The following is a 24,464-nucleotide window of genomic DNA, read 5'->3' on the forward strand; positions in this document are numbered from 1 at the left end:
GCGGGCCCCCCCCCCCCCCCCGCGGCAGGGCGGGGCCTTCCGCCCTGCCGATTTCCTTCTATCCAGTATCGTTGGAAAGGCGGCAAGCTATGGAAACGAAGCTGCAAACCGCCCCGCACCTGGCGGAAACGGGGCGGCGCGCAAAGCGCCTGACCGCTGTCGGGCGCTTTGCGGCCGTGGTGGCGGTCCTGGCCGGACTGCTGGCCTGGGGTTTGGTGCTGAATGTCAATACAGGCTCCGTACAAATCCCGGCCGGAGCGGTATTCCGTATGGTGTGGGATGCTCTGCGGCTGAAGGTCATGGAAGTGTTTACCGGCGGCGCTTACGCCGAGGCGCTCCAGGCGGTGCTGGACGGCTCCACCGAGAGCAAGATCATTTTCAGCATCCGGATGCCCCGGATGCTGCTGGCCGCCATTCTGGGGGGCGCGCTCTCCGTCTCCGGGTTTCTGCTCCAGACCTTCTTCCGCAACCCCATTGCCGGACCCTTCGTATTGGGGATCTCCTCGGGGGCCAAGATGGTGGTGGGGATCACCATGATCTTCCTCAGCCGGTATCTCAGCCGGATCAGCTCTACGGTCATGATCCTCTCCGCCTTTGCAGGCTCCCTGCTCATCGCGGGCATCGTGCTGATCTTCTCCCAGCGGGTACATGGCATGTCGATGCTGCTGGTCATCGGCATCATGGTGGGCTATGTCTGCGGCGCCATCACCGACTTCTGCATCACCTTTGCCAAGGAGGAGGACATCGTCAACCTGACCAGCTGGTCCATGGGCAGCTTTTCCGGGGCGAACTGGAGCAGCGTGACCACCGCGGCGTGGATCTGCCTGCTGGGACTGGGGGCGGCCTGGCTTTTGAGCAAGCCCATCGGGGCCTATGCGCTGGGAGAGGGGTACGCCCGGAGCCTGGGCATCAACATCAAGCTCTTCCGAGCGCTGCTCATCCTGCTCTCCAGCCTGCTCTCCGCCTGTGTCACCGCCTTTGCCGGTCCTATTTCCTTTGTGGGGATCGCAGTGCCCCATATCACCCGCTCCCTGCTCAAGACCTCCCGGCCCGTGCTGGTCATCCCGGTCACGTATCTGTGCGGCGCGGTGTTTTGCATTTTCTGCGACCTGATCGCCCGTACGGCGTTTTCGCCCACCGAGCTGGCCATCGGCACCGTCACCTCCGCCTTTGGCGCGCCGGTGGTCATCTGGATGATGCTGCGCCGCCGCAGGGGCCAGGAGTAGGAGGCTGCGATGGGATATTTCAAAACGGAAGATCTGGCCGTGGGCTATGACGGGCAGGTGCTCATACACGACATCAGCATCCAGATCGAAAAGGGGACGATCCTCACGCTGATCGGCCCCAACGGGGCGGGGAAGTCCACCATCCTCAAGTCCATCACCCGCCATCTGACCAAGCTGGGCGGCATGGTGTACATCGGCGGGCGGGAGGTATACGCCTGGTCGGCCCGGGAGATGGCCCGGCAGGTGGCGGTGGTGCTTACCGACCGGATCCGTCCGGAACTGATGACCTGCGGCGAAGTGGTGGCGATGGGCCGCTATCCCTACACCAACGCCCTGGGCAAACTGACCGAGACCGACAAGCGCATCGTCCGTCAGGCCCTGGAGCGGGTCCACGCCCTGGAGCTGGAGGAGCGGGACTTCGCCACCCTCAGCGACGGCCAGCGCCAGCGGATCATGCTGGCCCGGGCCATCTGCCAGCAGCCCCAGGTCATCGTCCTGGACGAGCCTACCGCCTATCTGGATATCCGCCATAAGATCGAGCTGCTGGATATTCTCCGGGAAATGGCCCGGGAGCAGCGTGTTACGGTGGTCATGTCCCTGCATGAGATCGACCTGGCCATGAAGATCTCCGACTACCTTCTGTGCGTCAAGGGGGATACCGTCGCCCGGTTCGGTCCGCCGGAGGAGCTGTTCGCGGGAGGCGAGATCGACCGGCTTTATGAGATCGAGCACGGCTCCTACAACCTGCTCTTCGGCAGCGTGGAGCTGACCCGCCCCGAAGGGGCGCCTCAGGTCTTCGTGGTGGGGGGCGGCGGCTTCGGCGTGCCCTGCTACCGTGCCCTGCAAAAGCAGCAGGTGCCCTTTGCCACCGGCGTCCTGTTTGAAAACGACGTGGATTTTCAGGTGGCCCGGGAGCTGAGCGACCACGTGTACGCCGCTCCCGCGTTCGAGCCCGCCGGCGAGGCGCTGTGCCGCGCGGCGGAGCAGGCCCTGCTGCGGGCCGGGGCGGTCATCGACGCAGGGACCCCCGTCGCCGTGTTCAACCGGATGAACGGCCGCCTGCTGGAACTGGCCCGGGAGAAAGGCCTGCGCGTGTACCGGGGCTGGAAGGGATGGCAGGAAAAGGAGAGCGGCGTATGATCGAGATTTGTCATGTGAGCAAGCGCTATCCCCAAAGCGGGATCAACGCCCTGGACGATGTGTCCCTGACCATCGAATCAGGGGCGTTTTTCGGCCTGCTGGGCCCCAACGGGGCGGGGAAGACCACCCTTATCAGCATCCTGTCCACCCTGCTGCTGCCCTCGGCGGGGGAGATCCGGATCGACGGAGAGACGCTGGGCCGCCGCCGGGGGGACATCAAACGCAAGCTGGCGCTGATCACCCAGCACAACTCCCTGCGCAGCGATATGACGCTGGATCAGATCATGGAATTGCAGGGGCGGCTCTACGGCATCCCGCAGGAGCGCATCCTGCGGCGCCGGGAAGAGCTGCTGGCCTTCTGCGCCCTGACCGGACACCGGAACAAGACGGTGCGCAGGCTGTCCGGAGGTATGAAGCGCAAGCTCATGCTCTGCCGCGCTCTGCTCACCGACCCGGAGATCCTGATCCTCGACGAGCCCACTATTGGGCTGGACCCGGCCTCCCGGCGGCAGATGTGGGACCTGCTGCGCACCCTGAACCGTCAGGGATTGACCATTCTGCTGACCACCCATTATATTGAAGAGGCCGAAAGCCTGTGCCAGCGTGTGGCGCTCATCGACCAGGGGCGGGTGGCGCGGCTGGATACGCCGGAAAACCTGATCCGCCTGCTGGGGCCGGTGGCGGTGGACGTGTTTGCGGGAGATCACACCCAAAGCGCGTTCTTTCCAGACAAGGAGGCGGCCCTTGCCTACGCCGGCGGGCGGAGCGAGCCGATCCTTCTGCGCAGGACCACGCTGGAAGACGTGTTCCTGACCCAGGTGGGGCGCGGATTGGAGGCGGTGTGATGCGGCAAAATCCGATCGTGAACGCAGTCGTCACCGTGCTGTGGGAGAAGTGGGTGGAGTTTCGCTTCGAGTGGAAGAAGATCACCGCTTCCGCCCTGGTGAGTCCCCTGCTGTATCTGATCGCGCTGGGATGGGGCCTGGGCTCGGCCAGCGCCGTCACCGAACGGCCCTACATTGATTTCCTGGTGCCGGGCATCCTCGCCCTGACCACCATGAACACCAGCTTTTCCGCTGTGGCCCAGCCGCTGAACGTCCAGCGCCTGTTTGAGCACTCCTTCGATCATATCATCATATCCCCCACTCCTATGCCGGCCTATATTTTCGGCCAGATGCTGGGGGGATCCCTGCGGGGGATGTACAGCGGCGTGCTCATCCTGCTGCTTTCGTTCCCCTTCGGGGCCTCTATGTGCCTGAGCCCGGCCTTTTTCCTGGTGATGCTGCTCAACGGAATGACCTTCGGGGCCCTGGGGGTCATGGCGGCCGTCCTGGCCAGCACCCACGCGGACATCACCCGGTTTTCCACCTTTGTCATCCTGCCGATGACCTTCCTGTGCAATACCTTCTTCCCGCTGGACCGGGTGCCCGGGGCTGTGCAGACGCTCATCCGGCTCCTGCCCCTGACCCATGCCAGCGGGTCGCTGCGTTCCATGGCTTACGGCGCCGCGCCCAGCCTGCTGAGCCTGGGGGTGCTGGCCCTGTACGCCGCCGCCTTCCTGGCCGTGGCCAATCTGGTGGTCCTACGGCGCAAGAACCTGTAGTCTGACGAAAGGAGAAACGCCATGCGAACAGCCGTTTTGGCCGTCAGCTTCGGCACCACCCATTTGGACGCCCTTCGGGCGGATATCGTCCCGGTGGAGGAGGCGCTGGCCGACGCCTTCCCCGGCTGCCCGGTCTACCGGGCCTTTACCAGCGGCGTCGTGCGCCGCCGCCTGCGGGAGCGGCAGAACATGCATGTGGACAGCGTGGAGGAGGCCCTCGCGCGGATCCGCTCCGACGGCATGGGGCGGGTGGTCGTCCAGCCCACCCTGCTCATCCCCGGCGAAGAGTACGACGGCCTGTGCGCGGCCCTGACGGCGGCCGACGGACTGGAGGTGCGGGCGGGCCGCCCGCTTTTGTACGGAGAGGACGACCTGGACGGCGTGATCGCCGCCCTGCGGCAGGCCTATCCGGTGGGGGAGGATACGGCCTTGCTGCTGATGGGGCACGGCACCGCCCATGCGGCCAACGCCCTCTATGAGGCCATGGCCCGGCGCCTGCGGGCGCTGCCGGGGGCGGCGGTGCGCCTGTGCACGGTGGAGGGCGTCCCCACCTTTGAAGACGCGGCGGCGGAGCTGGCCGCGCTGGGACGGCCCCGGGTCCTGCTGGTCCCGCTGCTGCTGGCGGCCGGGGATCACGCCAAAAACGACATGGCGGGCCCGGCGCCCGGAAGCCTCCGGGCGCGGCTGGAGGCGGCCGGCCTCCGGACCGCCTGCGTTCTGGGCGGGCTGGGCCGTCTGGACGGCATCCGGGCGCTGTATGTGCGCCGGGCCCTCCAGGCCGCCGGAGGCCTGGATTGAGCGCGAAACAGATCCATTCAAACGAAACGGAGGGGGACGGGCGGATGCAGCAGAACCTGCCGCGCCTGCTGCTGGCGGGCACCAACAGCGGCTGCGGAAAAACCACCCTGGCCTGCGCGGTGCTTCAGGCGCTGGTGGACCGGGGGATCGATACGGGCAGCTTCAAATGCGGGCCGGACTACATCGACCCCATGTTTCACAGCCGCGTCATCGGCGCGCCCAGCGCCAATCTGGACCCCTTCTTCTTTACGGAAAATACCCTGCGCTTCCTGCTGGCCCGGCATGCCGCCGGCAGGGCGGTCAGCGTCATCGAGGGGGTCATGGGGTACTACGACGGCCTGGGGCTTACCACCACCCGGGCCAGCACCTACGAGGTGGCCCGGTGGACCCAAACGCCCGTGGTGCTGGTGGTAGGCGCCAAGGGGACGGCGCTTTCGGCGCTGGCGGTGCTCCAGGGCTTTTTGGACTTCTGCCCCGACCATCCGGTCCAGGGCGTCCTTCTCAACCAGTGCTCCGAAGGGGCCTATCCGGCGCTGGCGGCGGCCATCCGGGAGCGGTTCGGGGGGCGGGTGCGCCCCCTGGGGTTTTTGCCCGTGCTGCCGGAGTGTGCCCTCTCCAGCCGCCATCTGGGGCTGGTCACCGCCGCAGAGGTCTCCGATCTGCGGGAGAAGCTGGCGCGGCTGGCCCGTCAGGCGGAGCGAAGCATCGACCTGGACGGGCTGCTGGAGCTGGCGCGCAGCGCGCCGCCGCTGGAGTACGAGCCGGTGCGCCTGCCCCGCTTTGACCGGCCGGTGCGCATCGCCGTGGCCCGGGACAGGGCCTTCTGCTTTTACTATGAGGACAGCCTGGCCGCCCTGACGGAGCTGGGGGCGGAGCTGGTCCCCTTCAGCCCGCTGGCCGACCCGGCGCTGCCGGAGGAGATCCACGGGCTCTATCTGGGGGGCGGCTATCCGGAGCTGTACGCCCCTGCCCTGAGTGAAAACGCGTCCCTGCGCGCCGCGATCCGCGCGGCGGTGGAGGGCGGCCTGCCCTGCATCGCCGAGTGCGGCGGCTTTATGTACCTGACCCAGGCCATTGCCGGCGCTCCCATGGCGGGCGTCCTGCCCGGGACCTGCGCCGACGCGGGGAGGCTGGTGCGCTTCGGCTATGTGACCCTGCGGGCCAGGCGGGACAATCTGCTGTGCCGGGCGGGAGAGGAGATCCGGGGCCACGAGTTCCACCGCTGGGACGCCACGGAGCGGGGAGAGGACTTCACCGCCGTCAAACCCACCGGCCGCAGCTGGACGTGCGCCGTCGCCACCCCGACCCTCTACGCGGGCTATCCCCACTTCCATTTTTACGCCAATCCGGCCTTTGCCACGCGGTTTTATGAGGCCTGTTTAAAGGAGAAAGAACGTCATGATCGAGTACGATAAGCCCATGGACATTGAACGGCGCAGCTTTGAGATCATTACTCAGCTGCTGGGGGAGCGGGTCATCCCGGCGGAAAACGAGCTGGTGGTCAAGCGGGTGATCCATACCACCGCCGATTTCGATTATGCCGAAAACCTGGCCTTTTCCGACCATGCGGTCGCGCAGGGCATCGCCGCCCTGCGCGCCGGATGCGATATCGTCACCGATACCCAGATGGCCCGTTCGGGCATCAATAAGCGGGTGCTGGAGGGCCTGGGGGGGCAGGTGCACTGCTTCATGTCCGAGGCGGAGGTGGCCGCGCTGGCCGGGCGGCGGGGGAGCACCCGCGCCGCGGCGTCCATGCGGTGGGCGGCGGAGCATGTGAAAAAGCCCTGTATCTTTGCCGTCGGCAACGCCCCCACCGCCCTGCTGGAGCTGGGGGAGCTGATCCGCGGCGGGGCGCTGTCCCCGGCGCTGGTCATCGGCGTGCCGGTGGGCTTTGTGAACGTGGTGGAGAGCAAGCAGCAGATCATGGACGCCGGCGCGCCCTATATCGTGGCCCGGGGCCGGAAGGGCGGCAGCAATGTGGCCGCCGCCATCTGCAATGCCATGCTCTATCAGATCGCCCGCTGAGCCATGGAGGAGTATATCGTCCGGGCGGGGAAGCGCCTGCGGCTGGGGTATACCACCGGGTCCTGCGCGGCGGCGGCGGCCAAGGCGGCGGCCTGGATGCTGCTGACCGGCCGGCGGCGGGAGCAGATCGGTCTGACCACCCCCGGCGGAGTCCGGCTGGAGCTGGCGGTCCGGGCCATCGAACTGGGGGCCGGGCAGGTCTCGTGCGCGATTGAAAAGGACCCCGGCGACGACCCGGACGTGACCCGGGGGACGCTGATCTTCGCCGCCGTGTCCAAACGGGACGGCCCCGGCGTCTGGATCGACGGCGGCGCCGGCGTGGGCCGGGTGACCAGGCCCGGCCTGGATCAGCCGGTGGGGGCCGCCGCCATCAACTCGGTGCCCCGGAAGATGATCCGGGAGAACGTCGGGGAGGTCTGCCGGGCGCTGGACTACCGGGGCGGGCTGTCGGTGGTGATCTCCGCCCCGGAGGGGGAGGCCCTGGCGAAAAAGACCTTCAATCCCCGGCTGGGCATCGCGGGCGGCATCTCCATCCTGGGCACCACCGGCATCGTGGAGCCCATGAGCGAGCAGGCCCTGGTGGATACCATCCGCCTGGAGCTGAGCCAGCGCCGGGCGGGCGGGGCGGAGTACGTGCTGCTGACGCCGGGCAATTACGGCGCGGAGTTTATCCGCACGTCGCTGGGCCTCGACCCGGAGCGGGCGGTGCAGACCTCCAATTTCATCGGGGAGAGCCTGGACCTGTGCCGGGAGCTGGGGTTCCGGGGCGCGCTGCTGGTGGGGCATATCGGCAAGCTGGTCAAGCTGGCGGGGGGAATGCTCAACACCCACTCCAAGTACGGAGACTGCCGCATGGAGCTGCTGGCCGCCCACGCCGGGGCGGCGGGGCTGGATGCGGCGGGGAGCGGGGCGGTGCTCGCCTGCGTCAGCTGCGACGAGGCCCTGCGGGTCTTGCGGGAACACGGGATCTGCGAGGAGACGCTGCGCCGCCTGACGGGGCGGGTGGAGCTCCATCTGGCCAACCGGGCGGGCGAGCAGCTGCGGACCGGCGCGATACTCTTTTCCAAGGCCTTCGGCCTGCTGGGAGAGACGGGACAGGCGCCGGCGCTGCTGCAACACATCAGGGAGGGATAGCAATGGTACATTTTGTGGGCGCCGGAAGCGGCGCGGCGGATCTGATCACGGTGCGGGGCGCCCGGCTGCTGAGGGAGGCCGACGTGGTCATCTACGCCGGGTCTCTGGTCAACCCCGAGCTGCTGGCGGGCACCAAGCCCGGCTGTGAGATCCACAACAGTGCGGAGATGACCCTGGAGCAGGTGCTGGAGACCATCGCCGCGGCGGAGGCGGCGGGCAAGACCACCGTGCGCCTGCACACCGGGGACTCCAGCATTTACGGCGCGGTACGGGAGCAGTTCGACCGGCTGGAGGCGATGGGGGTGGACTATGACGTCTGCCCCGGCGTCAGCGCATTCTGCGGCGCGGCCGCCTCCCTGCGGGCGGAGTATACCCTGCCCGGCGTGAGCCAGAGCGTCATCATCACCCGCACCGCCGGGCGCACCGCCGTGCCGGAGCGGGAGTCCATCCGCGCCCTGGCCGCCCACCGCTCCACCATGGTGCTGTTTCTCAGCGCCGGGCTGACCGAAACGCTTCAGGCGGAGCTGCTGGCGGGGGGCTATCCGGCGGACACCCCGGCCGCGGTGGTCTACAAGGCCACCTGGCCCGACGAGCGGATCGTCCGCTGCACCGTGGGCACCCTGCACGCCGCGGTGACCGGGAGCGGCATCACCAAGACCGCGCTGATCATCGTGGGCGGCTGTATGGGGCAGGAATACCGGCGCTCCCGCCTCTATGACCCCGCCTTTACCACCGCGTTCCGGCAGGGAAGCGACGGGGACGAGACATGAAGCTGGCCCTGTTTGCCTTCAGCCGCCGGGGCTGCGACACCGCCCGGCGGGTGCGCGGGGCGGCCTGCGGCGCGGGGGACGAATGCCGGGCCTATACCATGGCGCGGTATGCCCAGGAGGATTTTGAGGCCGTCGTGCCGCCGCTGAGCCGGTTTACCGGCCCGGTGATGGCGTGGGCGGACGCCGTCGTTTTTGTGGGGGCCTGCGGCATCGCGGTGCGGGCCATCGCCCCCTACGTGGCGGACAAGCGCACCGATCCCGCCGTGCTGGTGGCGGACGAGCGGGGGCAGTTCGTCATCTCCCTGCTCTCCGGCCACATCGGCGGGGCCAATGAGCTGACGCGCCGGGTGGCCGCCGGGCTGGGCGCCACCGGCGTGATCACCACCGCCACCGACGTGAACGGCCGGTTCTCGGTGGACGCCTGGGCGGCCCAACAGGGGCTTGCCATCGACAGTATGCGCACGGCCAAGGCGGTGTCCGCCGCCATTCTGGAGGGCCCGGTCCCCCTGAGCAGCGATTTCCCCGTGACCGGCCCCCTGCCGGCCGGGACGGAGGCGGGCGAGCGCGGAGCGGTGGGCATCTGTGTCTCCTGGCGGCGCCGCCGCCCGTTCGGGGAGACCCTGCTGCTGGTGCCGCCGGTGCTCCACGTGGGGCTGGGCTGCCGCCGGGGGACCCCGGCGGAGGCCATCCGGGCGCTGGTGGAGCAGGTACTGGAGGAGCATGCCATCCACCCCCGTGCGGTGAAGTGCGCCGCCTCCATCGACCTGAAGGCGGAGGAGCCGGGCCTTCTGGCCTTCTGCCGGGAAAAGGGGTGGCCGGTCCGGTTCCACTCCGCCGGGGAGCTGGCGGCGGTGGAGGGGGCCTTTACCCCGTCGGCCTTCGTCCGGACGGTCACGGGGGTGGACAATGTGTGCGAGCGCGCCGCCTTGCTGGGCGCGGAGCGGCTGCTGGTGAAAAAGACCGCCCGGGACGGCGTAACCGTGGCCGTGGCGGCGGAGCATTGGGAGGTGCGCTTTGGCTAAACTGACGGTAGTGGGCATCGGCCCGGGAGACGCGGACAATATGACCCTGCGGGCCCACAGGGCCCTGCAGGCCAGCCGGGCGATCGTGGGCTATCACGTCTATGTGGACTTGGTCCGCCCGCGCTACCCGGACAAGGAATTTTACACCACCCCCATGACACGGGAGAGCGAACGCTGCCGCATGGCGCTGGAGCTGGCGGAGCGCGGGAAGGAGACCGCCCTCGTCTGCTCCGGGGACAGCGGCGTGTACGGCCTGGCGGCCCTGGTCTACGAGCTGCGGGGGGAGCGTTCCGCACCGGAGATCGCGGTGGTGCCCGGACTGACGGCGGCGTGCAGCGGCGCGGCGGTGCTGGGCGCGCCGCTGACCCACGATTTTGCCGTGATCAGCCTCAGCGACCGGCTGACCCCCTGGCCGGCCATCGAGGCGCGGCTGGAGGCCGCCGCAGCAGGGGACCTGTCCATCGTCCTCTACAACCCGGCCAGCCATGGGCGGCCCGAGCATCTGCGCCGCGCCTGCGGGATCCTGCTGCGCAGCCTGCCGCCGGAGCGGCCCTGCGGCGTGGCCCGCAGCATCGGCCGGGACGGGGAAAGCGGCATGGTGCTGACCCTGGAGGAGCTGGCGGACTACCCCGCCGACATGTTCTGCACCATCTTCATCGGCAACAGCACCACCCGGGTGATCGGCGGGCGGCTGGTCACCCCCAGGGGGTACCGCCATGGGTAAGCTGTGCCTGTTCGCCGGTACCACCGAGGGGCGGAAGCTGGCCCAGCTGCTGGCCGGGCAGAGCGTGTCCGTCACCATCTGCGTAGCCACGGAATACGGCCGGAGCCTGCTGCCGGAGGGGGAGAACCTGACGGTCTCCGCCCAGCCCCTGACCCGGGAGGAGATGCAGGAGCTCTTCCGGCGGGAGGGCTTCGACTGCGTGGTGGACGCCACCCACCCCTACGCCCCTGTGGCGACGGAAAACATTGCCGCGGCCTGCCGGGCGGCGGGCACGGAATACCTGCGCCTGCTGCGTCCGGAGAGCGGGGCGCAGGCCGGGGCGGTCTTTGTGCCGGACAGCGCGGCGGCGGCGGCTTATCTGGAGGGAAAGCCGGGCAACGTGCTGCTGACCACCGGCAGCAAGGAACTGGCCCGTTACAGCGGCATGACGGACTTTGCCCGCCGGGTCTATGCCCGGGTGCTGCCCATGGCGGCCTCGCTGGAGGCCTGCCGGGCGGCGGGGCTGGAGCCGGGACACATCCTGGCCGTGCAGGGCCCCTTTTCCCGGGAATGGAACGCCGCCATGCTCCGGGCGGTCTGCGCACGCTTTCTGGTGACGAAAGAGGCGGGCGCCGCCGGGGGATTTGCCGAAAAAGCCGCGGCGGCGGAGGAGACGGGCGCCACCCTGGTGGTCGTGGGCCGTCCGCCCCAGCGGGAGGGCGAGCCCTTTGACGCGGTGGTGCGCAGGCTGTGGGCCCGCTTTGGCCTGGTCCACCGCCCCCGGGTGACGCTGGTGGGCATCGGTCCGGGCGCAGCGTCGGCCATGACGGAGCAGGCGCGCCGCGCCCTGCGGGAGGCGGACGGCGTCATCGGCGCGCCGCGCATGCTGGAAGCGGTGGCCGCGCCGGGGCAGACGGCGCTGGCGGCGGTGGAGCCCCAGGCCATCTGCGCGCAGATCCGCGCCCACCCGGAGCTGCTGCGCTTCGCGGTGGCCCTGTCCGGGGACGTGGGCTTTTTCAGCGGCGCCCGGCGCCTGCTGCCCCTTCTGAGCGGGTGGGACGTGACGGTGCTGCCGGGGCTGAGCTCCCTGGTCTGCCTCTGCGCGCGGCTGGGCACCGGCTATGAGGATGTGGTCCCGGTCAGCGTCCACGGCCGCGACCATGACATCGTGCCCGACGTGGCGGCCAACCGCCGGGTGTTTGCCCTGGTAGGCGGGGAGGACGGCATGGCGCGCCTTTGCCGCCGGCTGGCGGAGGCCGGACTGGGCGCGGTGCGGGTGAGCGTGGGGGAGCGGCTGAGTTACCCCGACGAGCGCATCACCACCGGCTCCGCCGCCGAGCTGGCCGCGGGCCGCTACCACCCCCTCAGCGTGGCGCTCATCGAAAACACCGCCGCCGGGCGGGGCGTCGTCACCCCGGGCCTGCCCGACGAGGCCTTTCAGCGGGGCGGCGGCGCAGAGGGCGTGGTGCCCATGACCAAGAGCGAGGTGCGCGCCGTGTGCCTGTCCAAGCTGCGCCTCACCGAGGACGCGGTGTGCTGGGATGTGGGGGCGGGCACCGGCTCGGTGTCCGTCGAGATGGCCCGGCTGGCCCGGCGGGGCCGGGTGTACGCCATCGAGCGCCGGGCGGATGCCTGCGCGCTGCTGGAGGAAAACCGCGCCCGCTTTCAGGCGGGAAACCTGGAGATCGTCCCCGGCACGGCCCCGGAGGCCTGCCGGGCGCTGGAGGCCCCCACCCATGTGTTCCTGGGCGGCAGCTCCGGCAACCTCCGGGAGATTTTAGCGCTGGTGCGGGAGAAAAACCCCGCCGCCCGCGTCGTGGCCGCCGCCGTCACCCTGGAGTCGGTGGCCGAGCTCAACGCCTGCCGGGACGCGTTCCCCTTTACGGAGACCGAGGCGGTCTGCCTCACGGTGGCCCGTGATCGGAAGGCGGGGCGCTACCACCTGATGAGCGCTCAGAACCCCATCTACCTCTTCACCTTTCAACAAAAGGAGCCCTGTTCATGAGATGGTCTCTCGCTGCCCTGCTGATCGGCTTTGGGCTGGATCTCCTGCTGGGGGATCCCCGGGGCGTCCCCCATCCGGTGGCGCTCATCGGGAAACTGATCTCCGCGCTGGAGCGCATGCTGCGCCGGAGCTTCCCCCAAACAGCGGCGGGAGAGCGCTGGGCGGGCGGCGTGCTGTGGGTGCTGACGGCGGGGCTGTCCCTGCTGATCCCCGCGCTGCTGCTGTGGGCCTGCCGCCGGGTGAGTCCTTGGCTGGCCCTGGCGGCGCAGAGCGTGATGAGCTGGCAGATCCTGGCCGTCCGCTCTCTGCGGGAGGAGAGCATGAAGGTCTATACCGCCCTGGAGTCGGGGGACTTGGAGGCCTCCCGCCGGGCCGTCTCCTGGATCGTGGGCCGGGACACCGAGCGGCTGGATGAGGCCGGCGTCGCCCGTGCCGCGGTGGAGACGGTGGCGGAGAACACCTCCGACGGCGTGGTGGCGCCCCTCTTTTTCCTGGCGCTGGGGGGCGCGCCGCTGGGCTTTTTCTATAAAGCGGTCAACACGATGGATTCCATGCTGGGCTATGTGGAGCCGCCTTACCGCAACATCGGGCTGGTGCCCGCGAAAATGGACGATGTCCTGAATTTTCTCCCCGCGCGGCTGGCCGCGCTGCTGATGCTGGCGGCGGGGGGGCTGCTGGGACTGGATGTGGGCAGCGGCTGGCGTATCTTCCGCCGGGACCGGCACAACCACGCCAGTCCCAATTCCGCGCAGACCGAGTCGGTCTGCGCGGGGCTGCTGGGTCTGCGCCTGGCGGGGGACGCATGGTACCACGGCGTGCGGCACGAAAAGCCCTTCATCGGCGACGAACGGCGGGCGATCGAGCACGCGGATATCCCCCGGGCCTGCCGGCTGATGTACGGGACGGCGGGGCTGGCCCTGCTGTGCAGCGCGGCGCTGCGGGCGCTGTTGGCGCTGCTGGCGGGGCGCCTGTAACGCCGGATGGGAGCCGTGCCGGGAGAAGAAAGCGATCCGGCCGTTGATTTTGAAACGCAGGGAAGTGACGCCATGCTCTACCAAACCGGAAACCCGCACGGCGGCGACCGCTACGGCCGCCCCGTGGCGCTGGATTTTTCCGCCAACACCAATCCCCTGGGCACGCCGGAGGCGGTGCGCCGGGCGGTGGCGGAGTCCGCCGCCTGCCTGGACCGCTATCCGGACCCCTACTGCCGGGCGCTGGTGGGGGCTTTGGCGGATTACGAGCAGGTGCCGGAAAAATATCTGCTCTGCGGCTGCGGAGCCGCGGAGCTCATTTTCTCCTACTGCGCCGCCCTGCGTCCCCGGCGGGCGCTGGAGCTGGCCCCCACCTTTTCCGAGTATGCGGCGGCCCTGACGGCGGCGGGCTGCGGGGTGGAGCGCCACACCCTTTCCCGCTGCACGGACTTCCGCCTGACGGAGGCGGTCCTTCCGGTGCTGCGGCAGGCGGCGTGGGATGTGGTCTTCCTCTGCAATCCCAATAACCCCACCGGGCAGCTGGTGGAGCCCGGCCTGCTGGCGGAGATCTGCCGCATCTGCCGGGAAAAGGAGATCCGCATGTTTGTGGACGAATGCTTTCTGGACCTGGCCGACCCCGGGCGGAGCGCATCCCTCAAACCCCTGCTGGCGGAGCAGCCGGGACTGTTCCTGCTGAAGGCATTCACCAAAAGCTATGGTATGGCGGGATTGCGCCTGGGGTACTGCCTCAGCGCCGACGGGGCGCTGCTCCGGGCCATGGGGCGCACGGTACAGCCCTGGAATGTCTCCCTCCCCGCCCAGGCCGCCGGGGTGGCGGCCCTGGGGGAGAGCGCCTTTTTGGCCCGGACCCGCCGGGTCATCCGCGCCGAGCGGGCCTTCCTCCGGGCGGGGCTGGAGCAGCTGGGGCTGTATGTCTGTCCCTCCCAGGCCAACTACCTGCTGTTTTACAGCCCGCTGCCCCTGAAGGACGCCCTGCTGGAGCGGGGGATCCTGGTCCGGGACTGCTCCAATTACCGCGGCCTGGACGCGGGCTGGTACCGGATCGCCGTGCGGCGGCATGAGGAAAATCAGACCCTGCTGAGCGCCCTGAGCGCGCTCCGAAAGGAAGCTTGATATGGCCAGAACCATTATGATCCAGGGGACCATGTCCAACGCAGGCAAAAGTCTGCTGGCGGCGGGGCTGTGCCGCATTTTCCGGCAGGACGGCCTGCGGGCGGCCCCTTTCAAGAGCCAGAATATGGCGCTCAATTCCTTCATCACCGCTGCGGGCGGCGAGATGGGCCGGGCCCAGGTGGTCCAGGCGCAGGCGGCGGGCATCGCGCCCGACGTGCGCATGAACCCCATCCTCCTCAAGCCCACCACCGACATGGGCAGTCAGGTCATCGTGAACGGCGCGGTGGTGGGGAACATGACGGCCCTGGAATATTACCGCCGGAAAAACGAGTTCATCCCCGCCGTGCTGGAGGCCTACCACAGCCTGGCGGCGGAATACGACGTGATCGTCATCGAGGGCGCGGGCAGCCCGGCAGAGATCAACCTCAAGCGGGAGGACATCGTCAACATGGGCCTGGCCAAACTGGTGGACGCCCCCGTCCTGCTGGTGGGGGACATCGACCGGGGCGGCGTGTTCGCGCAGCTCTACGGCACCATCGCCCTGCTGGACGGGGAGGAGCGCCGGCGGGTCAAAGGGACCATCGTCAATAAGTTCCGGGGGGACCGGGCCATCCTTCAGCCCGGACTGGAGCAGCTGGAGCGGCTGTGCGGCGTTCCGGTGGCGGGGGTGGTGCCCTATCTCCACGTGGATATCGACGACGAGGACAGCCTGACTGAGCGCTTCTGCCGCGCCACCGCCCGCAAGCTGGTGGATATTGCGGTCATCCGCCTGCCCCGCATTTCCAACTTCACCGATTTCAGCCCCTTCGAACGGTATGAAAACGTATCCCTGCGCTATGTGGGCAGCGTGCGGGAGCTGCATCAGCCGGACCTGATCCTGCTTCCGGGCACCAAGAGCACCATCGCCGATCTGCTCTGGCTGCGCCAGAGCGGGCTGGAGGCGGCGGTGCAAAAGGCCGCCGCCGCCGGAACGCTGGTGTTTGGCGTGTGCGGGGGCTATCAGATGCTGGGCCGCACCGTATCCGACCCGGAGGGCGTGGAGGCCGCCGGGGTCACGCAGGCCGCCGGACTGGGCCTGTTGCCGGTGGATACCGTCTTCCGGGGGGAGAAGAAGCAGACGCAGGCCAGGGGCGTGTTCGGTCCGGTGGAGGGGCTGCTCGCCCCCCTGAGCGGCATGGCCTACGAGGGCTACGAGATCCACATGGGCCGCAGCGCAGCGGAACGCGCGCCCATCCTGGTGGGGGGCGGAAACGTCTACGGCAGCTACCTCCACGGTATTTTCGACGCCCCCGGCATCGCGGATGCGGTGCTGGGCGTCCTGTGCGCGCGCAAGGGCGCCGACCCGGCCCGATTGGGCAGCTTCGACGCGCGGGCTTACCGGGAGCAGCAATATGACCGGCTGGCCGACGGAGTGCGCGGCGGACTGGATCTGGACTTTGTGTACCGTGTGCTCGACGGCCGCGCGGAGTGAGCCCGCGGACGGCGGGAATGCGAAACGGCTGCCCGGAAGGGCAGCCGTTTTTTATGGGAGGGATCAGGCCTCCATATGGCGTCCCAGAAACCCTGCAATGGTCTGTACCAGCTTATAATGCGTTTCGTTGTTTTTCATGTCGTTGTCCGTGCCGGCAAAGAGCACGCAGCCCAGCACATCGCCCTCGGACAGGATGGGCGCGGCACAGTTGATCAGGTATTTGTCCCCGTCCTCACAGATGGGCAGCGGGCTGTCTCCCGCTTTATACTGATAGATCTGACGGCCCTCCATGATCTGTTCCAGTTCGGCGGAGACCCGCTTGTCGGCCAGCTCCCGCCGGGCGGTGCCCGCCACGGCGATGCAGGTGTCCCGGTCGGTGATGACCGCGATCTCACCTGTGGTTTTGTTGAGCGTTTCGCACATCTGACCGGCGAAGTCGCCCAGACCGCCCATCAGGGAATATTTCCGGAAAATAACGCCGCCATCCTTATCCGTGTAGATCTCCAGCGGGTCGCCCTCGCGGATGCGCATCGTCCTGCGGATCTCCTTGGGGATGACCACGCGCCCGAGGTCGTCGATACGGCGCACGATACCAGTCGCTTTCATATATAAACTCCTCCTGCGGTTTCAGTGTTACGGCACTTAGTATCCGCAGGTTTCTTTTGCCTATGCAGGCGGGAGAGATGGTTTCATTTGGAAGGCACAAGACCATGCGCCTGGTTTTTGCGGCCGCCGGCTGGAAAAACGGAAAATTAAGGCTTTGCTTTTGCAGGTTCTTGGAATTATAGCTTGAAATGGGGGGATGGGAAGGTTATAATCAAAAATGGAATAAAATCGGGTGCAGTGGGAGCAAAAACCCCTGCCGCCCTGCCGCAGAGCGCCGGAAAGGGCCATGGCCCTTTCGTCCATTCCCCGGGGAATGGACAGAAAGAGCGGGACCTGCGGGAAGGAGGAATGAAATGAAGAGACGAACGCTCGGATTGCTGCTGGCCGTATGTTTGGCGGTGGGCCTGCTGGCGCCGGCCGGCGCGGCGGAGGCTTCCGGTGCCCGTGTCCTGCTGGAGGCGGGCAAACCGGACGCAGACGGCTGCTTTACCGTAGCGATGCGCATTTACAACGCTGCTTTCAACGCATTCCAGTTCGTGCTCTGGTATGACGGGGACACAGTGCGCCCCGTGGACGCCTCCGGGCAGGAGACCCAGCGCTTTTCCGCCTTTGCCCAACCGGAGGATGACGGCTGGATGGCCGCCATCGGCACCGCCATCGATCCGGAAAGGGGACTGATCGATTTCACCGGCTATGTAACGCCGGGGCAGGGCGCGGCGGTGGACGCCCAGCCGCAGACGGGCGTGGCCGTTGTGGGGGAGGGCGGCCTGGACCTGTTCACCTTCCGCTTTCAAAAGACGGGGACGGCCCCGGCGGTGATCCGGCTTGCAGCCCGGGGCAAGACGGAGGCATGGCAGGCGTATTTGCCCGAGGGCGGCGCGGTGCTGAACGCCGGGGTCAGCGCTCCGGTGACGCTGGAGATCGTCTTCCCGGAGGAGACCGGCGCGAGCTCTGTTACGGAGGTGGCGGCGCCGGAGCCCCCCGCGGAGCCGGGAACGCCGGCGGCCGGCGGCAGCATGACGCGGGCGGAACGCCTGAACGGCACCGTGATCCTCCAGATCGGAAATTCCGCCGCTTCGGTGGAGGGAATCCGTCAGGAGATTTACCCGGGGGAGCCCGGCGTGACGGCCTATGCCCATGATGGGCGGACCTTTGTGCCCGTCCGTTTTGTGGCGGAGCGCCTGGGCGCCGATGTGGGCTGGGAGAACGAGACCCGGACGGTGGTCATCCGGCGGGACGGGAAGACGGTCCGCATGACGGTGGGCAGCCTGGAATATACGGTGGACGCAGCGCCGTTTTCCATGGACGCCCCGGCCGAATTTTCCGGGGACCCCAGCACGGTACATCAGCGCACGATGGTGCCCATCCGCTTTGTGGCGGAGGCGCTGGGCATCGATGTGAAGTGGGACGCGGCCACCAACGCCGTCATCCTGTCCCCGGCGGATACGCCCTGGGACCTGGACGGCGCGCTGGAGCAGGAGTTGCTGGCGGATACGCTGCTGATGCTCTCGCCCCTGGTGTCCGGACTGTTGGAATGAGGAGGAGCGGAAATGAAACGAAGACTCGGAGCGCTGACGCTGGGCCTGTGCCTGGCCGCCGCGCTCTGTACCCCCGCGCTGGCGGCGGCAGCGCCCGCCGCACCGGTGGTGGAACATAAGACGGCCGACAGCTTTACCGTTACCTATCAGGGCACGGCGAAGAATCAGTACGTACTGCTGGTGGTGAAGGCCGGGACCGATCTCAATAGCTTGACGGCGGATTCCATCCTGTACATCGACCAGGCGGCGGCGGATGAAAACGGTGTGGCCGCCTTCGCGAACCTCACGGACAGTACGAAGGGCTTCCTGCTGAAAAGCAGCCAGAGCGCCGACGTATACGTGGGCGGAGCGGAGCTGGCCGCCCCGGCGGCATCGAAATTTGAGGCGGAGAAGGTCGGACAGGACGGTACCTATACCGGCGGCGGCATCTATTTCGCAGGGGTGCCGGTGAGCGGGACAGTAGCATTTCAGGAATCGTCAGTAGCAGCAGCGGTAACGCTTTACGACGCGCAGGGAGAACAGGTTGCTTCTGTATCAACAGATGCATCCGGCGCATATCGGTTTGAGTGTGTGCCGCTTGGGAATGGTTACAAACTGGTAGTGACAAAACCGGGCTATTGCTCTTATACGATTAGTAACATATCCATTCAAGAGGAGAGCGTACTGCAACCAGTGGACATTCAGTCAGGCGCGGGCGATGTGAACGGCAACGGGGAGATAAATGTTTACGACCTGACGGAGTTGCTGGGTGAGTTTAACCGTTCTGGTGAACAGATACAGAATTCCAAGGCGGATATCAATGGAAACGGTACAGTCAACGTATATGATTTGACTTATCTACTCAGCAACTTTAATCATTCCAGTATTATTGTCGATGCGGCAGGGGAGGCATGAAAAGCGTGAAAAAAGCAAGAGCATGGGTAGCGCTGGTATTGACCTTTGCACTGGTGACGGGTCTTGCGGCCCCAGCCTATGCAAGTGCGGAGACCAAAGGGAGCGTGACCATCCAGCAGGAAACGGCGGATGCTGATCAAGGGGTTTATAAACTGGTTGTGAAAGCACAATCGTCTGTGGCGGTTACAACAGCGGCTATAGCGATTTCCTTTGATCAGAATGTCGTCCAGCCGATGAGTTATCAATCCTCAACGGGAACGTATATAGCAGCAGAAGGTATTTCAGATGGAAATACATCCGTTGTTGACACGTTTGCACAAAGCTGCGCATTTGTTAGTCCTAACACTCCATACTTTAGCAGAACAGCGGCTAAGTGGGCTGTGGGAGAGAATCGGGTGGCCTTTGCGCTTACGATGAAAAGCACAGATGATAGTAATGGAACATCAATTGCACAGGGGGCAGTGATTGCAGAGTTCTATTATTCGATCAAAGCGGGACAATCGCCCGCAAAAGGTACGTTCCGGCTGGAAACCAGTGGAGCAAAGGATTCATTGCTCAACAAGCTTTTTACAGACAGCGGTGAGCAGCGTGCCATCTTCCTGGGCACAAAGAGTGCTGGCGATTATATGTACTACGGGGCCGCAGATGGAAGCGGCAACCTGACGGCAAGCCTTACCTATGATGGAAGTGACGTTCAAAAGCTTGGTGCTCTGGAACTTGGGACTGTAGCGGACATTACCGTCTCTGCGGTCGATCAGACCAGCGCCGCGCCCAGTGTGACTGCGCTGGATACCGAGGGCGGCGCCATGACCGCCCCTGCGCTGAGCTGGACCTATGATCCTGCGACGGCCCCCAAGGGGATTACGTACAACAACGACGGCACCATCACCGTGAGCAAGGACGCGCTGAGTACGAGAATCAAGCTTACGGCCTCCAGCGGCGCGGTCACGAGCAATCCGGTCACAATCACCGTCACCCGGCCGGAGGCGGTGCTGACTTCTGTACAGCTGTCCCGGAATGAAGTCACGGTGACCGGCGGTACGAGCGCCGAACAGACGGTCGCCGCCAAGGCCTATGACCAGGTTGGCGCTGAAATCAGCGAGGTCACCTGGTCTGTTTCCGGCGAGGATACCGCCAATGTGACCATGAGCGGCAATACCGTCACCGTCAAGGCGGCGGCCAAGGCGGGCACGTATACGGTCACGGCGCAGCAGGGGAGCGTGAGCAGGACCGCCGACCTGACGGTCTCCCGCGCCGCGGCCGAGGCCGCTGAGCTGAACATTTCCGGCGGTCAGGTGGACGTGCTGGTCCCCGCGGACGGCGGCGCGGCCAGCACTACCGCGGCGTTCACCGCCGCGGTGAAGGATCAGTACGGCGAGAGCTTTACCGGCGCGGTGAACTGGACGATCACCGATGAAGACAATCAAGCGGTCGAGGGCGTTTCCATTGCGGGCGGCGTTGTCACGGTCACGAGCGCGGCGAAGGCCGCCGTGACCGACACGACCGGGAAGCGCTTCACCATTACCGCTGTCTGCGGCGACGCGCAGGGTAAGGCTGCGATCACCATCAAGCGGGACACACCGGCGGCCACCAAGGCCAAGTTGTTCCGCGGCGGCACGGAGCTGGGCGCGACGGACACGGTGGTCAAGCCGGTCGCCGGCGGCGCAGTGAAGACGTATGCATACGCCGCCAGGCTGTACGACCAATACGGCGTGGAAATGAGCGGCACGCCTGTTTGGAGCACAGCGGAATTCACCGGGAATACGGATAACAAGATCACCTTTTCCGATGGAACGCTGACTGTGCCCGCAGACGCTGCGAAGGGGGCTACCGCCAAACTTTCCGCAGTGATCGACGGCAAGAGCGCTGCGGTTACCGTCACAATTACCGATCTCAGCGTTGATTGGAGGGGCATTGTAACAAAGCCAATCACTTACGGCGAGCAGAATTCCGCTGCCGTGACCCTTCCCGCCTCTGGTACCGCCGACGCGGCGGGCGTTACGATCCACGGCAACTTTTCCGTGGTGAATCCGGACGCCATCCAGGCCTATGGGAGCGGCACGGTGACCGTGACGGTTCAGTTTACTTCCACCGAGACCACGGGAGACTATGTGGGCGTATCGGTCACCAGGGATTTTTCGATCACCATCGGCAAGCGCCCCATTACCGTAAAAATGGACGATCAGAGCCGGGAATACGGGGCGGACAATCCTGAACTGACCTTTACCATCAACAGCGGGGAACTGGTCGGAACCGATACAGCGGACGTGCTGGGGGTCACCGGCCACTGTGAAGCTACCGCCGCCTCTGCCGCCGGTACGCCTGTGGAGATCACCGGTACCGCAGCGTCGGACAACTACGCCGTTACGGTGAACAAAGGCGCCCTGACCATCACCAAGGCCGTGCTGACGCGGACGGGGGAGCCCCTTGCGCTGGGCGAGATCCTTGCCAGCGCGGAGATGGACGCGGACGCCCTGCTTGCGGCGGTGAAGGCGAAGAACCCCATCCTGGCGGCTACGTATTGCAAAGGCGCATCCTGGACCACGTTGGACGTGTCCTGGGCGCTGAAGAGCGGCACGTATGACCCCAAGGGCGGCACGTATCGCTATGAGGGCACGCTGACCCCCGCGGATCCCGCCAATTTCTCCTACAGCGGGGGTACGGTAACGCTTGACGTTGCCGTCACACCCGTGACCGGCAGCGTTGTCTGGACGGTCCCGGCCCTGACCAAGGCGAAGAGCGAGGTAACCGGGGCCGCGAGCGTCAGCGCGCTGCTGGGCGTGGGCGAAACGGTGACCGTGGACTATGACCACGGCGTCGCCGACGGTCCCTATCCCATCACCGGCTGGACGCCCGCGCTGGAGACGCTGAAGGGCTACGACGTCAGCACGGCGGACAAGACGGTGGATGTGGCCCCAACCGTGACGTTCCCCGCATGGGCGACCATCGACACCAGCGCGATGAAGACGGCGCTGACCATCACCAACAAGTTCCAGGTCACCGTGACTGCGACCGCGCCCGGCGATATTACCTATGGCGCAGCCCTGGGCGATCCCAGCGCCAGCCAGACCGCCGGCGCGCACGGTACGGATGCAAGCGGTACCTATACCTATTGCTATGAGGGCTCCGGAAGCACCGACTACGGCCCCAGCGCGGAGAAGCCCGTCAACGCGGGGACCTATACCGTCACTGCCACGCTGGTCAGTGATACCCACGCGGGCATTTCCGCGCCCGCCGCATTTGCCATCGGCAAAAAGGCGCTGACGGAGGGTATGCTGACCATTACCGGAACGTACGTCTACACCGGCTCGTCCATTACGCCCAGCTACACGGTGGCGGACGGCGCGCTGCTCCAGGAGAGCGACTACACCGCCGCGGTGACCAACAACGTGAACGCCGCCAAGAGCGACGGGGCGAGCGCGCCCACCGTGACCATCACCGCCGCTGAAAACGGCAACTACTCCGGCAGCCTTTCCAAAACCTTTACCATCGCGCCCAAGAGCATTGCCGGGGTGAGCGTAGACGGCTATTCCAGCAGCTACACCTACACCGGCGCCGCCATCCAGCCTGGAGTCCACGTGAAGGACGGCGGGAAAACGCTGGTGAAGGACACGGACTACACGCTGCGCTACGGCGCCAATACGCAAACCAAAGATGGCGGCACCATTACCGTGGAGGGCAAGGGCAACTACACCGGCAGCACCCAGCCTTATTCGTTCGCCATCACCCCCGCCCCGGCCCGCGGCATTGTGTCGATCTCTGGTACCTGTACGGTCGGGAACACGGTGTCTGCAGCTGTTTTTGAGGCCGAGGTGGGCGATGCTCCGGCCTACCAGTGGTATCGCGACGGCGCGGCCATCGAGGGGGCGGATCAAGCGTCCTATACCCTGACCGGCGCGGACGCCGGGGCCAGGATCACCGTCGCGGTCACCGCCGGCGGCAACTACACGGGCGTGCTGACCAGCGCCGCCGTCACGGTGGGCAAAATAGACATCGGGAGTTCCGGCTACCGGCTGGATGTTCGGCAAGAGCCCGTGCCCTCGGCGGCTCCTGCCGTGGGAAGCACGCTGGTGGCGCAGCCCGGGCACACGGACGGGCCGCAGCATCATGATCCGAAAGACTATGATCTGGTCTGGGCCCGGGACGGGCAGGAGCTGCCCCCCGCCACCCCCACGGACAAGTATGTGGTGACCAAGGCCGACCGGGGCCATGCCCTGCGGGCCAAGCTGGTGGGCAAGGGCAGTTACACCGGCGAATTATGGAGCGATCCCATCCGTATACCGGCCGACCGGCCCGACGCCCCCGTGGTGACTGCCGCCGCGGGCAGCGGCCTTGTGACCCTGAAGTGGACCTGCGACGACGCGGGCGCCCCGATCACCAATTACCTGCTCACCCTGCCCGACGGCGCCATGGTCACCCTGAGCGGCAGCACGACCGGCTATACCGCTTCCGGGCTGACCAACGGCCAGCGCTACACCTTCACCGTCCGGGCCGTCAATGGGCTTGGGACCGGCGACGCCGGTTCCGCCTCCGCTACCCCGACCTCGGATTCCGGCGGCGGCAGCTGGAGCGGCGGCAGCACGGTCACCACCTACACCATCACGGTCAAACAGAGCGTGGGCGGCGAGATCGCCCCGGAGACGACCAAAGTCAAGCGGGGCGCCGACCAGACGTTCCGCATCACCCCGGACGACGGCTGCGCGATCGCCGACGTGCTGGTGGACGGCAAGAGCGTGGGTGCGGTAAGCAAGTATACCTTCGAGAACGTAAAGGCAGCGCATACCATTCAGGCCGTCTTTGAAGAAACCGGCGGGAGCACGCCGCGCGTCACCTTCTCCGACGTGGACGAGAACGGCTGGGCCGCGGAGTACATCTACTTCCTGGCCGGGCGGGAGATCGTCGGCGGCGTGGGCGGCGGCCTGTTCGCCCCCCAGCGCTCGATCACCCGCGCTGAGTTTGTGAAGATCCTGGCCGGTGTGGCCGGCGCGGGGGAGGCGCAGACGGATTCCACCCGCTTCACCGACGTTGCGCCGGGCAGCTGGTACGCGCCTTACGTGGCGTGGGCCGTGGAGCACGGCGTGACCACCGGTACCTCCGCGGCCACCTTTGCGCCGGACGACACGATCACCCGTGAGCAGATGGCGGCGATGATCTACCGCTATGCGTCGTCCGCCGGCGTGACGCTGCCCAAGACCCGGGACGCGGTCCGCTTCAGCGACGCCAGCGGCTTCTCCGGCTGGGCCATCGAGGCCATTGACGCCCTGACGCGGGCCGGGATCCTCGACGGCGTGGGCGCCGGACGCTTTGCTCCCCAGGAGAGCGCTACCCGCGAACAGGCCTGCAAGATGCTGGCCCTGCTGCTCCAGATCATCGAAGAGGCGTAACAGATACAACACACCGGAAGGGAGGCTTATGCACGGGCAT

At 66.9% G+C, this 24,464-nt stretch carries 19 protein-coding genes; 18 read left to right on the forward strand and 1 reads right to left on the reverse strand.

The window, feature by feature from the left end:
- The first annotated feature begins 89 nt into the window (after positions 1-89).
- From NE547_RS11780 to NE547_RS11850, 15 genes are all read left to right on the forward strand, one after another.
- Positions 90-1,226, forward strand: a complete 1,137-nt coding sequence (locus NE547_RS11780; RefSeq protein WP_186907718.1) for an iron ABC transporter permease — start codon at positions 90-92, stop codon at positions 1,224-1,226.
- Positions 1,227-1,235: 9 nt separating this feature from the next.
- Positions 1,236-2,366 carry an ABC transporter ATP-binding protein gene (locus NE547_RS11785; protein WP_256176014.1) on the forward strand — a complete coding sequence of 377 codons (1,131 nt, stop codon included), beginning with the start codon at positions 1,236-1,238 and terminating at the stop codon, positions 2,364-2,366.
- Positions 2,363-3,211, forward strand: a complete 849-nt coding sequence (locus tag NE547_RS11790; RefSeq protein ID WP_256176015.1) for an ABC transporter ATP-binding protein — start codon at positions 2,363-2,365, stop codon at positions 3,209-3,211. The genes NE547_RS11785 and NE547_RS11790 overlap by 4 nt, the downstream gene beginning before the upstream one ends.
- Entirely contained in the window at positions 3,211-3,969 is a 759-nt protein-coding gene (locus NE547_RS11795) for an ABC transporter permease (RefSeq protein WP_186907715.1), read from the forward strand. The genes NE547_RS11790 and NE547_RS11795 overlap by 1 nt, the downstream gene beginning before the upstream one ends.
- Positions 3,970-3,990: 21 nt before the next feature.
- A complete protein-coding gene (locus tag NE547_RS11800) occupies positions 3,991-4,767 on the forward strand; it encodes a sirohydrochlorin cobaltochelatase (protein WP_256176016.1) in 777 nt (258 codons plus the stop codon).
- Positions 4,764-6,182 (forward strand): cobyrinate a,c-diamide synthase, encoded by a 1,419-nt coding sequence (locus NE547_RS11805; protein WP_256176017.1) that lies wholly within the window; start codon positions 4,764-4,766, stop codon positions 6,180-6,182. Before NE547_RS11800 ends, NE547_RS11805 begins: the two co-directional genes overlap by 4 nt.
- A complete protein-coding gene (locus NE547_RS11810; protein ID WP_256176018.1) occupies positions 6,166-6,792 on the forward strand; it encodes a precorrin-8X methylmutase in 627 nt (208 codons plus the stop codon). The genes NE547_RS11805 and NE547_RS11810 overlap by 17 nt, the downstream gene beginning before the upstream one ends.
- A gap of 3 nt (positions 6,793-6,795) precedes the next feature.
- Positions 6,796-7,926, forward strand: a complete 1,131-nt coding sequence (gene cbiD / locus NE547_RS11815) for a cobalt-precorrin-5B (C(1))-methyltransferase CbiD (protein WP_186907712.1) — start codon at positions 6,796-6,798, stop codon at positions 7,924-7,926.
- Positions 7,927-7,928: 2 nt separating this feature from the next.
- Complete coding sequence (cobM, locus tag NE547_RS11820) at positions 7,929-8,696, forward strand: precorrin-4 C(11)-methyltransferase (RefSeq protein ID WP_186907711.1); 768 nt, start codon at positions 7,929-7,931, stop codon at positions 8,694-8,696.
- A complete protein-coding gene (locus NE547_RS11825; RefSeq protein ID WP_186907710.1) occupies positions 8,693-9,718 on the forward strand; it encodes a cobalt-precorrin 5A hydrolase in 1,026 nt (341 codons plus the stop codon). Before cobM ends, NE547_RS11825 begins: the two co-directional genes overlap by 4 nt.
- Positions 9,711-10,442 carry a precorrin-3B C(17)-methyltransferase gene (cobJ, locus tag NE547_RS11830; protein ID WP_256176019.1) on the forward strand — a complete coding sequence of 244 codons (732 nt, stop codon included), beginning with the start codon at positions 9,711-9,713 and terminating at the stop codon, positions 10,440-10,442. The genes NE547_RS11825 and cobJ overlap by 8 nt, the downstream gene beginning before the upstream one ends.
- On the forward strand, positions 10,435-12,426 hold the full coding sequence (gene cobK, locus NE547_RS11835) for a precorrin-6A reductase (RefSeq protein WP_256176020.1): 1,992 nt from the start codon (positions 10,435-10,437) through the stop codon (positions 12,424-12,426). Before cobJ ends, cobK begins: the two co-directional genes overlap by 8 nt.
- Positions 12,423-13,400, forward strand: a complete 978-nt coding sequence (gene cbiB, locus NE547_RS11840; RefSeq protein ID WP_256176021.1) for an adenosylcobinamide-phosphate synthase CbiB — start codon at positions 12,423-12,425, stop codon at positions 13,398-13,400. The genes cobK and cbiB overlap by 4 nt, the downstream gene beginning before the upstream one ends.
- A gap of 72 nt (positions 13,401-13,472) precedes the next feature.
- The gene (locus NE547_RS11845; protein WP_256176022.1) at positions 13,473-14,531 is read left to right on the forward strand and encodes a histidinol-phosphate transaminase; all 1,059 of its coding nucleotides are present in this window, start codon (positions 13,473-13,475) and stop codon (positions 14,529-14,531) included.
- A 1-nt stretch (position 14,532) separates the two neighbouring features.
- Positions 14,533-16,002 (forward strand): cobyric acid synthase, encoded by a 1,470-nt coding sequence (locus NE547_RS11850; protein WP_256176023.1) that lies wholly within the window; start codon positions 14,533-14,535, stop codon positions 16,000-16,002.
- Between the two features lie 63 nt (positions 16,003-16,065).
- Here the strand turns inward: NE547_RS11850 and NE547_RS11855 are convergent, their stop codons facing one another.
- The gene (locus NE547_RS11855) at positions 16,066-16,608 is read right to left on the reverse strand and encodes a stage V sporulation T C-terminal domain-containing protein (RefSeq protein WP_256176024.1); all 543 of its coding nucleotides are present in this window, start codon (positions 16,606-16,608) and stop codon (positions 16,066-16,068) included.
- Between the two features lie 353 nt (positions 16,609-16,961).
- Between NE547_RS11855 and NE547_RS11860 the strand changes: the two genes are divergently transcribed.
- From NE547_RS11860 to NE547_RS11870, 3 genes are all read left to right on the forward strand, one after another.
- The gene (locus NE547_RS11860) at positions 16,962-18,146 is read left to right on the forward strand and encodes a copper amine oxidase N-terminal domain-containing protein (RefSeq protein ID WP_256176025.1); all 1,185 of its coding nucleotides are present in this window, start codon (positions 16,962-16,964) and stop codon (positions 18,144-18,146) included.
- Positions 18,147-18,158: 12 nt separating this feature from the next.
- Positions 18,159-19,040, forward strand: a complete 882-nt coding sequence (locus tag NE547_RS11865) for a carboxypeptidase regulatory-like domain-containing protein (RefSeq protein WP_256176026.1) — start codon at positions 18,159-18,161, stop codon at positions 19,038-19,040.
- Positions 19,041-19,591: 551 nt separating this feature from the next.
- Positions 19,592-24,424: an S-layer homology domain-containing protein gene (locus NE547_RS11870; protein WP_256176027.1), complete on the forward strand. Its 4,833-nt coding sequence runs from the start codon at positions 19,592-19,594 to the stop codon at positions 24,422-24,424.
- Positions 24,425-24,464 lie beyond the last annotated feature (40 nt).

Origin of the sequence: Flavonifractor sp. DFI.6.63 (assembly GCF_024462255.1) — a bacterium.
In the GTDB taxonomy this organism is placed as follows: domain Bacteria; phylum Bacillota; class Clostridia; order Oscillospirales; family Oscillospiraceae; genus Lawsonibacter_A; species Lawsonibacter_A hominis.

What these genes read in the sequence shown, in the direction of transcription:
- NE547_RS11780 (WP_186907718.1), top strand. Translation starts at nt 90, where the DNA reads ATGGAAACGAAGCTGCAAACCGCCCCGCACCTGGCGGAAACGGGGCGG.
- NE547_RS11785 (WP_256176014.1), top strand. Translation starts at nt 1,236, where the DNA reads ATGGGATATTTCAAAACGGAAGATCTGGCCGTGGGCTATGACGGGCAG.
- NE547_RS11790 (WP_256176015.1), top strand. Translation starts at nt 2,363, where the DNA reads ATGATCGAGATTTGTCATGTGAGCAAGCGCTATCCCCAAAGCGGGATC.
- NE547_RS11795 (WP_186907715.1), top strand. Translation starts at nt 3,211, where the DNA reads ATGCGGCAAAATCCGATCGTGAACGCAGTCGTCACCGTGCTGTGGGAG.
- NE547_RS11800 (WP_256176016.1), top strand. Translation starts at nt 3,991, where the DNA reads ATGCGAACAGCCGTTTTGGCCGTCAGCTTCGGCACCACCCATTTGGAC.
- NE547_RS11810 (WP_256176018.1), top strand. Translation starts at nt 6,166, where the DNA reads ATGATCGAGTACGATAAGCCCATGGACATTGAACGGCGCAGCTTTGAG.
- cbiD (WP_186907712.1), top strand. Translation starts at nt 6,796, where the DNA reads ATGGAGGAGTATATCGTCCGGGCGGGGAAGCGCCTGCGGCTGGGGTAT.
- cobM (WP_186907711.1), top strand. Translation starts at nt 7,929, where the DNA reads ATGGTACATTTTGTGGGCGCCGGAAGCGGCGCGGCGGATCTGATCACG.
- NE547_RS11825 (WP_186907710.1), top strand. Translation starts at nt 8,693, where the DNA reads ATGAAGCTGGCCCTGTTTGCCTTCAGCCGCCGGGGCTGCGACACCGCC.
- cobK (WP_256176020.1), top strand. Translation starts at nt 10,435, where the DNA reads ATGGGTAAGCTGTGCCTGTTCGCCGGTACCACCGAGGGGCGGAAGCTG.
- cbiB (WP_256176021.1), top strand. Translation starts at nt 12,423, where the DNA reads ATGAGATGGTCTCTCGCTGCCCTGCTGATCGGCTTTGGGCTGGATCTC.
- NE547_RS11845 (WP_256176022.1), top strand. Translation starts at nt 13,473, where the DNA reads ATGCTCTACCAAACCGGAAACCCGCACGGCGGCGACCGCTACGGCCGC.
- NE547_RS11850 (WP_256176023.1), top strand. Translation starts at nt 14,533, where the DNA reads ATGGCCAGAACCATTATGATCCAGGGGACCATGTCCAACGCAGGCAAA.
- NE547_RS11855 (WP_256176024.1), bottom strand. Translation starts at nt 16,608, where the DNA reads ATGAAAGCGACTGGTATCGTGCGCCGTATCGACGACCTCGGGCGCGTG.
- NE547_RS11860 (WP_256176025.1), top strand. Translation starts at nt 16,962, where the DNA reads ATGAAGAGACGAACGCTCGGATTGCTGCTGGCCGTATGTTTGGCGGTG.
- NE547_RS11865 (WP_256176026.1), top strand. Translation starts at nt 18,159, where the DNA reads ATGAAACGAAGACTCGGAGCGCTGACGCTGGGCCTGTGCCTGGCCGCC.